Here is an 11,837-nt window from a genome sequence, read left to right as displayed (position 1 = left end):
AAGAGGTAGTAGAGGTAACAAGAGGTAGAGGTAAGGGGCACGGTCTAAAGGACCGTGCCCCTTACCGATGTGCCGATGCTCGCTCTTCGACGTGGGTCCGCCCTCAGGACGCCGCCGTGCGCAGGTCCAGGACGTCGAGCTGCTCGGTCTCGTCGTGGGCGGTGAGGTCGATGACCTGGTTCGCCGCCTCGGCCCCGGCCGCCGCGTCGGCGCGCTCGTGCCCGGCCCCGGTCCCGGCCCTCCCGGACTCGGAATCGGACCTCCCGGACTCGGACCTCCCGGAATCGGCCTCGGACTCAGCCTCGGCCTCGGCCTTGTGCAGGGCGAGCGCCTCCGGGCCGACGACGTCCGCCAGGTCCTCGTTCTGGACGGCTTCCAGGGCGGCGGGCGGCGCGCCCTTCTTCGTACCGAAGAAGTCGAACCCGCCCGCGGTCACCTGGCGCCGTGCGGGCGCGGGCGGCACGACGGCCACCGCGGTCGGCACGGCGAAGTGTCCGGCGGGGTGCTGCGGCCTGCCGCCCGGCGCGGCCGCGTCGGCGGCACCGGCGTCGTCGGCGCCATCGGTCCGCCCAGCGGCGTCCGTGGGCCCGGCCTCGGCGGACCGGGCCGTCCCCGCCTCCCCCTCCGGCCCGTCCGCCGTCTCCCGCGCACGGGCCGCGCCCGCCTCGGCGTCGGCGTCCGGGGCCGCGTCCGCGCGCCCGGCCCGCTCGCCGCGGTCGGCACCCTCGCCGCGGTCGGCACCCTCACCGCGGTCGTCACCGTCGACAACGTCGTCATCGGCGCCGTCGGCGTCATCGGGACCAGCGCTGCCATCGGCGCCAGCACCGTCACCGGCGTCGCGGTGATCCCGCGCGCCGCGCTCGCCGTCCGTGCCGAGCCGCGCCAGCGCCGCCCCGGCCCGCGCGAACAGCTCGGAGCCCTCGGGGGAGAACACGGCGGGAGCCACGCCCACCCGCTGCTCCTCCGGCTCCTGCGGCGCCTGCGCCTGGGCGCTCGGGCCCGCGGGCAGCGCGGGGAGATCCGTGGCCGCCTCGAGCTCCAGCAGGCGGCGGCCCTCCAGCGCGCTCGCCCGCTCCGTCTCGGCCGTGGCGTAGCGCCGCAGCAGGGCCGCGTGCTCGTTGCGCAGCCGCGCCAGCTCGGACCGCTTGGCCCGCAGCTTCTGTTCCAGGCGGGAGCGCAGTCCGCGCGACTCCTCCAGGTCCGACTCGAGTTCGGCGACGCGTTCCTCGAAGCGCCACTCGTCGCTCGCACGCGCGCGCGTGAGGTCGGCCACCCGGCGGCCCGCCTGGGTGTCCCAGCGGCGCAGGACGACCGCACCGGCGACCGCCGTCACCGCGGCGGCCGCCGCGAGAGACCGCAGCACCACCGGTGCCGTGAACACCCAGGGCCCCAGGGCGCAGACGACAGAGACGCCGGCGATCGCCGTGGGGGGCAGCAGCCTGTGCAAGGGAGGGGAATGGCGGTGACGTCCACGTGGCATGGCCAGAAACTTACCGCGCGTAGGCGAATCATGGTGGGCCGCCCCGCAAAAAGGCGGCCATACCGAAATCTTCACAGCACATCAGGAGTTCGGGCCGGGCGCGGGGCGAGTTCGGCCGAACTCCGGAGCAATTCCAAGATCATTCATCGGTGCCTCTCCAGGGCACCTCGCACAGCCCCGTCTCAGCGCTCCGCGAGCCGCGCGCTGACCCACTGAAGGGTCGGCGGGATCTCGCGCCGCCAGGTGTTGAAGTTGTGGCCGCCGCTGTCCAGGATGATCGACGAGACACGGGTCTTCTTCGTCGCCTTGACCGCGTCTATGAACCTGATCGTCGACCGGTAGTTGCTTTCGCCGTGCTTGCTGCTGGTGACGAGCAGCGAAGTGTCGGGAGCTGCCTGGTGCTTGATGAACCACGCCAGGTCGGCGCGATTCTTCAGCTGCTCGTTCCCCTGGAACAGATCACCGGTCGTCGGGTCGATCGGCGCCTTGTAGTAAGGCGACAGACCGGCCCCCGCGCCATACACCTCGGGGTGGTGCATGGCGAGTTTCAGCGCGCAGTATCCGCCCGTGGAATCACCGATGATGCCCCAGCCGCCCGGCTTCTTGCCGACCCGGTAGTGCGCGGCCACCGCGTCCGGCAGATCGCGGCCGAAGAACGTCTCGGTCTGCGGGCCGCCCGGGATGTCCACGCACTCGGTGTCGCGCGGCGGCGCGACCGTCGGCCGCAGCATCACCAGGATCATCGGCTCCATCCGGCCCTGCTTGGCCAGTTGCTGTGCCGTGCGCGGGTAGTCGAGCTTGCTGACGAGCGCCTGGGCGGTGCCCGGGTAGCCGGTGAGGACCACGGACGCGGGGAACGTACGGGTGCGGTACTGCGGCTGGAAGTACTCCGGCGGCAGGTATATGAACGCGGGCGAGGCGATGTGGGACGTACGGCCCACGATGTCGACCTTCTGTATCTGCCCCGTCAGCTGCGGCCGGGATCCGCCTGCCATCTGCACCTGCTGGGTGCCGACCACACGCAGCGGCCCGGTCGCACCGCCCGCCATATGGTCGACGACCACACCCTGGTCCGTCTCCTGACCGAACAGGTCGGCCCAGCTGGCGTAGAAGCCGAAGGCCTGGTTGGCGGCGAGGCCGACGCAGGCGAAGATCGCTGCCTGGGTGGCCGCCAGAATGCCGATCCGGCCGCTGACCGCCCGCCAGTTGCGCCGCGCCAGCCGTGGCCACAGCCACACCGTGGCGACGAACAGCAGTACGGCGAACAGCACCGCCAGTACCAGCACCTTCTTGCTCGTGAGACCCATGAGCTCTTTCCTGCCTGCATTCCATGCCCGGGTCCGGCCGACGCCTCGACGGCGTCGGCCGGACCCGGGCTTTCCCTGGCCTTTGACCCGGATTCCGGGTGGGGAGTGAACCTTCCTGCCCCAGACACCGTCCTAGAGGGCGCAATGTCGCCGGATGCCCGGATCGGCACCGGATTCAAGGTCTCTCGCAGAACTATGGGATGCGATGTCTGTCAGGATAGATGGGGAAAAGCCGGGCGGGGTTCCGAGCGGATCAGGCCGGGTACGGCGCATACTGCGCGGTCCACGCCCTGAGGCGGTCCCCACGCTGATCGGCCGGGCCTGCGCGGTCGTGGGCCTGCTGGACATCGCCGCGGGCGTCTTCCCACGCTTCCGGCACAGCCGGATGCACGCCTGGGCCGAGGTGCTGCCGGGCTCGTTCGGACCGTTCGCCGCGGCTCTCTCGCTCAGCGCCGGCGTGCTCCTGCTGCTGCTCGCGCACGGCCTGCGCCGGCGCAAGCGCCGTGCCTGGCGCGCCGCCGTGGCGCTGCTCCCGGCGGGCGCCGCGGCCGAGTTCGTCTACCGGCACTCCGTGGTCGGCGTCGTCATCGCCCTCGCGCTGCTCACCCCGCTGGTGCTCCACCGCAAGGAGTTCTCGGCGCTGCCCGACCCGCGCAGCAGGTGGCGGGCGCTGACCAACTTCGTGCTGATGAGCGCCGGTTCGCTGGCGCTGGGCATGCTCATCGTCAGCGTCCACACGGACCGCATGGTCGGCGACCCGAGCGTCGCGGACCGGCTCACCCACGTCGTCTACGGCCTCGTCGGCTTCGAGGGCCCCGTCGACTACCAGGGCAACACCTCCTGGACCGTCGCCTTCTCCCTGGGCGCGCTCGGCTGGATCACCGCGGTCACCACGATCTACCTGGCCTTCCGCCCCGAGCACCCGGCGGCCCGGCTGACCGAGGAGGACGAGGTCCAGCTGCGCGCGCTGCTGGCCAAGCACGGCCGCCGCGACTCCCTCGGCCACTTCGCGCTCCGCCGCGACAAGGCCGTCGTGTTCTCCCCCAGCGGCAAGGCCGCGGTGACCTACCGGGTGGTCTCCGGTGTGATGCTCGCCAGCGGCGACCCCATCGGTGACGTCGAGGCCTGGCCGGGCGCCATCGAGCGCTTCATGGACGAGGCCAAGGCCCACTCCTGGACGCCCGCCGTCATGGGCTGCTCCGAGACCGGCGGCGAGGTCTGGACCCGCGAGACCGGTCTGGACGCCCTGGAACTGGGCGACGAGGCGGTGGTCGACGTCGCGGATTTCTCACTCGCCGGACGCGCGATGCGCAACGTCCGCCAAATGGTCAAGCGCATCGAACGGGCCGGCTACGAAACCCGGGTACGGCGTATCCGTGACCTCGGCGACGCCGAGCTGGAGCGCATCCGGGAGGCCGCCGAGGACTGGCGCGGCACCGACACCGAGCGCGGCTTCTCCATGGCGCTCGGCCGCATCGGCGACCCCGCCGACGGCGACTGCCTCATAGCCACCGCGCACAAGCAGGACGACGAGCCGGGCGAGTTCGGCGACCTGAAGGCGATCCTGCACTTCGTGCCGTGGGGCGAGGACGGCGTCTCCCTCGACCTGATGCGGCGCGACCGCTCCGCCGACCCCGGCATGAACGAACTGCTGATCGTCGCGGCGCTCCAGGCCGCCCCCAAGTTCGACATCAGCCGGGTCTCGCTCAACTTCGCGATGTTCCGCTCGGCCCTCGCGCGCGGCGAGAAGATCGGCGCGGGCCCGGTGCTGCGCGCCTGGCGCGGACTGCTCGTGTTCCTGTCCCGGTGGTTCCAGATCGAGTCGCTGTACAAGTTCAACGCCAAGTTCCAGCCCCGCTGGGAGCCGCGGTTCGTCGTCTACCGCTCCTCCTCCGACCTGGCCCGCATCGGCTTCGCCGCCATGCAGGCCGAGGGCTTCGTCACCCTGGCCCTGCCCGTGCCGCGCTTCCTGCGCCGTCGCAAGGCAGGACAGCGTCCGTGCGCCCACGGAGTGGCCGAACGGGACGTGCGCGCGGCCTGACCCGCGCACGCCCCGCGCCCACGCGCCCCGCGGCCCGAGCGGTCGCCGCCTCCCGACCGGAGGCGGCGACCGCTCGGGCCGCTCCCGTACCGGCCCCCGGCCAGCCGGGCCAACGGGATCGGCCCCGGACCCGGGGCCTACGCTGAACGTATGAGCAACCAGAGCGGGCGCGGCCGAGTGGCGGGCCTACCGGCATGGGACCGCTGCGCGGTCATGGGGGTCGTCAACGTGACACCCGACTCCTTCTCCGACGGCGGCCGCTGGTTCGACACGACGACCGCCGTCAAGCACGGCCTCGACCTGGTCGCCCAAGGGGCCGACCTGGTCGACGTCGGCGGCGAGTCGACCCGCCCCGGCGCCCCCCGCGTCGACGAGGACGAGGAACTGCGGCGCGTCCTGCCGGTCGTCCGGGGCCTGGCAGCCGAGGGCGTCGTCCTCTCCGTGGACACCATGCGGGCCCGCGTCGCCGAGCAGGCGCTCGCGGCCGGCGCCGCCCTCGTCAACGACGTCAGCGGCGGCCTCGCCGACCCCGCGATGATCCCCGCGGTCGCGGACGCGGGCGCGCCCTTCGTCGTGATGCACTGGCGCGGCTTCCTCCAGGGCGGCAACGTCCGGGGCGTCTACGCCGACGTCGTCACCGAGGTCGCCGACGAGCTGCACGCGCGCGTGGAGGCCGTCCTGGAGGGCGGCATCGCCCCCGACCGCGTCGTCGTCGACCCCGGCCTCGGCTTCTCCAAGGACGCCGAGCACGACCTGATGCTCCTGGCCCGTCTCGACCGGATCCTCGGCCTCGGCCACCCCGTCCTGGTCGCCGCCTCCCGCAAGCGGTTCCTCGGCCGCGTCCTGGCCGGACCGGAGGGCGCGCCGCCGCCCGCCCGCGAGCGCGACGCGGCCACGGCCGCCGTCTCCGCGCTCGCGGCGCACGCCGGAGCGTGGGCGGTCCGCGTGCACGAGGTACGCGCCACAGCGGACGCGGTACGGGTCGCACGCGCCGTGGAACAGGCGCGCACGACCGGCGGCACCGCCCCGGCGGACGCCCCTGCGGACGGCCCGGCCGGCTCCCCCGAAGGAGCCCGGTGAGCGCTCCCCACACGGACGTGGAACAGGTGGAAGCGGCCAACACCGCCTTCTACGAGGCACTGGAGCAGGGCGACTTCGAGGAGCTGACCTCCCTCTGGCTCACCCCGTCCGACCTGGGCGTCGACGAGGAGTACCACGACCCGGCGGACACCGGTGTGATCTCCTGCGTGCACCCCGGCTGGCCGGTGCTCACCGGCCGCGGCGAGGTCCTGCGCAGCTATGCGCTGATCATGGCCAACACCGACTACATCCAGTTCTTCCTGACCGATGTGCATGTCTCGGTCACCGGCGACACCGCCCTGGTGACCTGCACCGAGAACATCCTCAGCGGCGGTCCGGCGCCCGCCGCCGGTGACGAGCTGGGCCCGCTGGTCGGACAGCTCGTCGTCGCCACCAACGTGTTCCGGCGCACCCCGCTCGGCTGGAAGCTCTGGTCGCACCACGCCTCCCCGGTTCTGGCCGAAAACGACGGCGACGAGGAGGAGGGCCCGCCCGCGTGAACGGGTAGGCGACGGGCACCGACGCGGAAGTGGCCGGAATCACGGGTCCGGCGGCGTGGGCGGCCACCGGCCGGTGAGCAACCGGGTTCTCCAGGGGAAACACCGGGTGAAAGCTCCCGGGCCCGGCTCGCCCCGGCGCCCCCGTGTCCCGGCGGTGTCGGCGCCCGCAGGTAGATTCGTCCGAGGCCGGTGTACCGCCCGCACGCGGTACGACCCGGCCGTCACCGACGATTGCAGGAGTGATTCGCGTGGATCGTGTCGCGCTGCGCGGCCTGAAGGCCCGCGGGCACCACGGTGTGTTCCCCAAGGAGCGCGAGGACGGCCAGACCTTCCTCGTCGACATCGTCCTGGGGGTGGACACCCGGCAGGCCGCGGCCGACGACGACCTGGCGAAGACCGTGCACTACGGCATCGTGGCCGAAGAGGTCGTGGCCGTGGTGGAGGGCGAGCCGGTGAACCTCATCGAGACCCTCGCCGAGCGCATCGCCCAGACCTGCCTGAAGCACGAAGGCGTCCTGGAGGTCGAGGTCCGCGTCCACAAGCCGGACGCCCCGATCACGGTCCCCTTCGACGACGTGACCGTCACCATCACCCGGAGCCGAGTATGACCCGACCTTTCCTCCAGGGTCACAGCGACCCGACCGTCCAGCCGGTGCCCGCCTCCGTCGTCGAGCAGGTCGACGCGGCCGACACCACGCTCAGCAACCCGAAACGCGCCGTGCTCTCCCTCGGCTCCAACCTCGGCAACCGCCTGGAGACCCTCCAGGGCGCCGTCGACGCCCTGGAGGACACCCCGGGCGTCCGCATCAAGGCCGTCTCCCCGGTCTACGAGACGGAGCCGTGGGGCGTCGAGCCCGACACCCAGCCCTCGTACTTCAACGCGGTGGTGGTCCTGAAGACGACGCTGCCGCCGTCCTCCCTGCTGGAGCGGGCGCACGCCATCGAGGAGGCCTTCCACCGGGTCCGCGACGAGCACTGGGGTCCGCGCACCATCGACGTCGACATCGTCTCCTACGCCGACGTCGTCTCCGACGACCCGCTCCTCACCCTCCCCCACCCCCGCGCCCACGAACGCGCGTTCGTCCTCGCGCCGTGGCACGACGTGGACCCCGACGCCCAGCTCCCCGGCCGGGGCGACGTGGCGGGCCTGCTGGGCGCCGTCACCCGCACGGGTGTCGCACCGCGCGCGGACCTGGAACTTCGACTGCCCGAGTAGTCGTTAAGGTCGAGGAAGATCCCGGCGCCCGGTCCGGGGACGGCACCGCCGCTCCCCCGGCCGGCCCGGGACGAACCGCCGACGCCCGACCGCGGTCCGGGGGAGCTGAAGGGACACCGTGAAAGAGCTGCGCATCAGGGTGCTGGCGGGCGTGTTCGTCGTCGCCGGAGTGCTGTCCTGGGCAGGCGCCCGTCTGTGGAACGCGGTGGGAACCCTGCCCAGCGTCCCCCTGGCCGCCCCCATCGTCCTCGCCCTGATCGCCGTGGTCCTGGTGTCCACGGCCCTCTCGCTGCGCGCCCGCCTCAAGGCCCAGCGCGAGCGCCGCCCCGGCGCCAAGGGCGTCGACCCGCTGATGGCCGCCCGCGCGGTCGTCTTCGGCCAGGCCAGCGCCCTGGTCGCCGCCCTCGTCGCCGGGATGTACGGCGGCGCCGGCGTCTTCCTCCTGGAACTGCTCGACATCCCCACCCGCCGCGACCAGGCCATCTACGCCGGGGCCTCCGTCCTGGCCGGCCTCGCCGTGATAGCGGCGGCCCTCTTCCTCGAACGCGTCTGCAGACTCCCCGAGGACGACGACCAGAACCCCCAGGGCGCGGAACCGGCGGCCTGAGCCACCGAGGGCTCCGCCGCGCGCCCCGGGCCGGGCGTGCGGGGGGCTTCGTCGGCCCTCAGCGCGCCATGATGAGGCTCATCGCCTCGTTCCGCGTCGCCGCGTCCCGCAGCTGGCCCCGGACCGCCGAGGTGATGGTCTTCGCACCGGGCTTGCGGATGCCCCGCATCGACATGCACATGTGCTCGCACTCCACGACGACGATGACGCCCCGCGGCTCCAGTATCTCCATCAGCGAGTCGGCGATCTGGGTGGTGAGCCGTTCCTGCACCTGCGGACGGCGTGCGTAGACGTCCACGAGACGGGCCAGCTTGGACAGACCGGTGATCTTCCCGCTGGTGGACGGGATGTACCCGACGTGCGCGACCCCCCGGAACGGCACCAGATGGTGCTCACAGGTCGAGAACACCTCGATGTCCTTGACCAGCACCATCTCGTCGTGGCCCAGGTCGAACGTCGTCGTCAGGACATCCTCGGGCTGCTGCCACAGACCCGCGAATATCTCCTTGTACGCCCGCGCCACCCGCCCCGGGGTGTCGCGCAGGCCCTCACGGTCCGGGTCCTCGCCGACCGCGATGAGGAGTTCGCGTACGGCGTTCTCGGCGCGCTTCTCGTCGAACTCGCCGATGGCGCCCTCGCCGTCCAGCGTCACGGGGTCGGTCATGTGAAGCCTCGTTCCTGTCTGTCTCAGCCGCGGGCATGCGAAATGCCGCGCCCCCCAGGCTAGAACCTGGGGGGCGCGGCATACATTCCGGGGCCGGTGGGCCCGGTCAGTTGTCCGGGCGGTCCTCCGGGGCCTGCTCCGTCGCCGGGGCGGGCTCCGTGGCGGTGGACTTCACGGTGCTGATCGCCGCCGTCGCGCCGTTCGCCCCGTTGGTGAGGGCCAGCTCCTTGGGAGAGAGCACCGGCGGACGGGTGGACGGGGTGCGGCGGGAGGATCCGGTCCAGGCGGGCCGCGGGGGACGCTTGACGATGGGGGCGAAGACCTCGGCGATCTCCTCCTTGCCCAGCGTCTCCTTCTCCAGCAGGGCCAGGACCAGGTTGTCGAGGACGTCGCGGTTCTCGACCAGGATCTCCCAGGCCTCGTTGTGCGCGTTCTCGATGAGCTGCTTGACCTCCTCGTCCACCAGCGCGGCGACCTCTTCCGAGTAGTCGCGCTGGTGAGCCATCTCACGGCCGAGGAACGGCTCGGTGTTGTCGCCACCGAACTTGATCGCGCCGAGGCGCTCGGTCATGCCGTACTGCGTGACCATCGCGCGGGCCGTGGAGGTGGCCTTCTCGATGTCGTTGGCAGCGCCGGTGGTCGGGTCGTGGAAGACCAGTTCCTCGGCCGCGCGGCCACCGAGCATGTAGGCCAGCTGGTCCAGCATCTCGTTGCGCGTGGTGGAGTACTTGTCCTCGTCCGGGAGCACCATCGTGTAACCGAGGGCCCGGCCGCGGGACAGAATCGTGATCTTGTGGACCGGGTCGGAGTTCGGCGAGGCCGCCGCGACCAGGGCGTGTCCGCCCTCGTGGTACGCGGTGATCTTCTTCTCCTTGTCCGACATGATCCGGGTCCGCTTCTGCGGGCCCGCGACCACACGGTCGATCGCCTCGTCCAGCATCTTGTTGTCGATCAGCTTCTGGTCGCTGCGGGCCGTGAGCAGCGCGGCCTCGTTCAGAACGTTGGAGAGATCGGCACCGGTGAAGCCGGGGGTGCGGCGGGCGACCGCGGCCAGGTCGACGTCCTTCGCGACCGGCTTGCCCTTCTGGTGGACCTTGAGGATCTCCAGACGGCCCTGCATGTCCGGGCGGTCGACGGCGATCTGCCGGTCGAAGCGGCCGGGGCGCAGGAGGGCCGGGTCGAGGATGTCGGGCCGGTTGGTGGCGGCGATGAGGATCACGCCGCCCTTCACGTCGAAGCCGTCCATCTCGACGAGCAGCTGGTTCAGGGTCTGCTCGCGCTCGTCGTGACCGCCGCCGAGGCCGGCGCCGCGGTGGCGGCCGACCGCGTCGATCTCGTCGACGAAGACGATCGCCGGGGCGTTCGCCTTGGCCTGCTCGAACAGGTCACGGACCCGGGAGGCACCGACACCGACGAACATCTCGACGAAGTCGGAACCGGAGATCGAGTAGAACGGCACGCCCGCCTCGCCCGCGACGGCACGCGCGAGCAGGGTCTTGCCGGTTCCGGGCGGGCCGTAGAGCAGGACGCCCTTGGGGATCTTCGCCCCGACGGCCTGGAACTTGGCCGGCTCCTGGAGGAACTCCTTGATCTCGTGGAGCTCCTCGACCGCCTCGTCGGCGCCCGCGACGTCGGAGAACGTCGTCTTCGGGGTGTCCTTGGTGATGAGCTTGGCCTTGGACTTCCCGAAGTTCATGACCCGGGAGCCGCCGCCCTGCATCTGGTTCATCAGGAACAGGAAGACGACCACGATGAGGACGAAGGGCAGCAGGGAGAGCAGGACACCGAGGAAGGGGTTCTGCTTGGACGGCGAGACCGTGTAGCCGTCCGGGATCTGCTTGTGCTGGTACTTGTCCTGCAACGTGTTGGCGAGGGCTGCGCCCTGGTCGCCGATGTAGCTCGCCTGGATCTTGGAGCTGCCGGAGACCTTCTGGCCGTCCTTGAGCTCGACCTTGATGGTCTGCTCGTCGCCGGTGGTCAGCTTGGCCTGCTGGACCCGGTTGTCATTGATCGCTGCTACGACCTGGCCTGTGTCCACCGTCTTGTAGCCGCCGGACGAGCCGACGACCTGCATCAACACGACCACGGCAAGGACGGCCAGCACGATCCACATGACCGGCCCACGGAAGTATCGCTTCACGTCCATCCATACGGAGCGATGACGCCCCGTCCCTCCTGCCATAGTGAGTTTGATAAGACAGTTCTTCTGACGGTACCCCAGCATCGTGGCGAGAAGCCGCACGGGAGAGCTGGCGTTCCCGTCTGCATGCTCCAACGGCTCCGGGGCCGCCGGGGTTCCCGATCACCGTACGGGCTGCGCCCTTATGGGTCAGCCGCCGTAGACGTGGGGGGCGAGCGTACCGACGAACGGCAGGTTGCGGTACTTCTCGGCGTAGTCGAGGCCGTAGCCGACGACGAACTCGTTGGGGATGTCGAAGCCGACCCACTCCACGTCGATGGCGACCTTCGCGGCGTCCGGCTTGCGCAGCAGCGTGCAGACCTTGAGGGAGGCCGGCTCGCGCGAGCCCAGGTTGGACAGCAGCCACGACAGGGTCAGGCCGGAGTCGATGATGTCCTCGACGATCAGGACGTGGCGGCCCTTGATGTCGGTGTCGAGGTCCTTGAGGATCCGCACCACGCCGGAGGACTGGGTGCCCGCGCCGTAGGAGGACACGGCCATCCAGTCCATGGTGAGCGGGGTGGACAGCGCCCGTGCCAGGTCGGCCATGACCATGACCGCGCCCTTGAGGACGCCGACGATCAGCAGGTCCTTGCCCGCGTACTCCGCGTCGATCTTCGCGGCCAGCTCGGTCAGCTTGGCGTCGATCTCTTCCTTGGTGATGAGCACCTGCTGGAGGTCGGCACCCATGTCTTTCGCGTCCACCCGCATCACTTTCGGTCGGTCGTCCCGCATTGACGGCTCGCGGCTGCTGTGGGCCTCC

11 protein-coding genes are annotated in these 11,837 nt (G+C 71.3%); 6 read left to right on the top strand and 5 right to left on the bottom strand.

Annotation, left to right across the window (positions count from 1 at the left end; translation table 11 throughout):
* Positions 1-103: 103 nt before the first annotated feature.
* Both ACWDYF_RS09860 and ACWDYF_RS09855 read right to left on the bottom strand, forming a co-directional pair.
* A complete protein-coding gene (locus tag ACWDYF_RS09860) occupies positions 104-1,480 on the bottom strand; it encodes a hypothetical protein (protein WP_389473193.1) in 1,377 nt (458 codons plus the stop codon).
* 182 nt (positions 1,481-1,662) lie between these two features.
* Positions 1,663-2,787 (bottom strand): alpha/beta hydrolase, encoded by a 1,125-nt coding sequence (locus ACWDYF_RS09855; RefSeq protein WP_389473195.1) that lies wholly within the window; start codon positions 2,785-2,787, stop codon positions 1,663-1,665.
* 205 nt (positions 2,788-2,992) lie between these two features.
* Between ACWDYF_RS09855 and ACWDYF_RS09850 the strand changes: the two genes are divergently transcribed.
* The 6 genes from ACWDYF_RS09850 to ACWDYF_RS09825 all read left to right on the top strand — a co-directional run bounded on the left by ACWDYF_RS09850 (position 2,993) and on the right by ACWDYF_RS09825 (position 8,231).
* Positions 2,993-4,828 (top strand): phosphatidylglycerol lysyltransferase domain-containing protein, encoded by a 1,836-nt coding sequence (locus ACWDYF_RS09850; protein ID WP_381740785.1) that lies wholly within the window; start codon positions 2,993-2,995, stop codon positions 4,826-4,828.
* Between the two features lie 150 nt (positions 4,829-4,978).
* Entirely contained in the window at positions 4,979-5,908 is a 930-nt protein-coding gene (folP, locus tag ACWDYF_RS09845; protein WP_389473197.1) for a dihydropteroate synthase, read from the top strand.
* A complete protein-coding gene (locus tag ACWDYF_RS09840) occupies positions 5,905-6,408 on the top strand; it encodes a nuclear transport factor 2 family protein (protein ID WP_018568880.1) in 504 nt (167 codons plus the stop codon). The genes folP and ACWDYF_RS09840 overlap by 4 nt, the downstream gene beginning before the upstream one ends.
* A 248-nt stretch (positions 6,409-6,656) precedes the next feature.
* Positions 6,657-7,016, top strand: coding sequence for a dihydroneopterin aldolase (folB, locus tag ACWDYF_RS09835; protein WP_018568881.1), 360 nt, complete (start codon positions 6,657-6,659; stop codon positions 7,014-7,016).
* Positions 7,013-7,624: a 2-amino-4-hydroxy-6-hydroxymethyldihydropteridine diphosphokinase gene (folK, locus tag ACWDYF_RS09830; RefSeq protein WP_381740789.1), complete on the top strand. Its 612-nt coding sequence runs from the start codon at positions 7,013-7,015 to the stop codon at positions 7,622-7,624. The genes folB and folK overlap by 4 nt, the downstream gene beginning before the upstream one ends.
* A 118-nt stretch (positions 7,625-7,742) precedes the next feature.
* Positions 7,743-8,231: a DUF3180 domain-containing protein gene (locus ACWDYF_RS09825; RefSeq protein ID WP_389473204.1), complete on the top strand. Its 489-nt coding sequence runs from the start codon at positions 7,743-7,745 to the stop codon at positions 8,229-8,231.
* Between the two features lie 58 nt (positions 8,232-8,289).
* Here the strand turns inward: ACWDYF_RS09825 and folE are convergent, their stop codons facing one another.
* The 3 genes from folE to hpt form a co-directional block, all read right to left on the bottom strand.
* The gene (gene folE / locus ACWDYF_RS09820; protein ID WP_018568884.1) at positions 8,290-8,895 is read right to left on the bottom strand and encodes a GTP cyclohydrolase I FolE; all 606 of its coding nucleotides are present in this window, start codon (positions 8,893-8,895) and stop codon (positions 8,290-8,292) included.
* Positions 8,896-9,001: 106 nt separating this feature from the next.
* Positions 9,002-11,041 carry an ATP-dependent zinc metalloprotease FtsH gene (gene ftsH, locus ACWDYF_RS09815; protein WP_018568885.1) on the bottom strand — a complete coding sequence of 680 codons (2,040 nt, stop codon included), beginning with the start codon at positions 11,039-11,041 and terminating at the stop codon, positions 9,002-9,004.
* A gap of 183 nt (positions 11,042-11,224) precedes the next feature.
* Positions 11,225-11,785 (bottom strand): hypoxanthine phosphoribosyltransferase, encoded by a 561-nt coding sequence (hpt, locus tag ACWDYF_RS09810; RefSeq protein ID WP_037873829.1) that lies wholly within the window; start codon positions 11,783-11,785, stop codon positions 11,225-11,227.
* Between the last annotated feature and the right edge of the window lie 52 nt (positions 11,786-11,837).

Source organism: Streptomyces sp. NPDC003284, assembly GCF_053589675.1.
The sequence above is the reverse complement of the archived record's forward strand: the minus strand, read 5'-3'. Positions and strand labels throughout refer to the sequence as shown.

Excerpts from the sequence above, each read along its gene's own strand:
- folE (WP_018568884.1), bottom strand. The coding sequence starts at position 8,895 with ATGACCGACCCCGTGACGCTGGACGGCGAGGGCGCCATCGGCGAGTTC.
- ACWDYF_RS09850 (WP_381740785.1), top strand. The coding sequence starts at position 2,993 with ATGTCTGTCAGGATAGATGGGGAAAAGCCGGGCGGGGTTCCGAGCGGA.
- ACWDYF_RS09860 (WP_389473193.1), bottom strand. The coding sequence starts at position 1,480 with ATGCCACGTGGACGTCACCGCCATTCCCCTCCCTTGCACAGGCTGCTG.
- folK (WP_381740789.1), top strand. The coding sequence starts at position 7,013 with ATGACCCGACCTTTCCTCCAGGGTCACAGCGACCCGACCGTCCAGCCG.
- ACWDYF_RS09855 (WP_389473195.1), bottom strand. The coding sequence starts at position 2,787 with ATGGGTCTCACGAGCAAGAAGGTGCTGGTACTGGCGGTGCTGTTCGCC.
- ftsH (WP_018568885.1), bottom strand. The coding sequence starts at position 11,041 with ATGGACGTGAAGCGATACTTCCGTGGGCCGGTCATGTGGATCGTGCTG.
- folP (WP_389473197.1), top strand. The coding sequence starts at position 4,979 with ATGAGCAACCAGAGCGGGCGCGGCCGAGTGGCGGGCCTACCGGCATGG.
- hpt (WP_037873829.1), bottom strand. The coding sequence starts at position 11,785 with ATGCGGGTGGACGCGAAAGACATGGGTGCCGACCTCCAGCAGGTGCTC.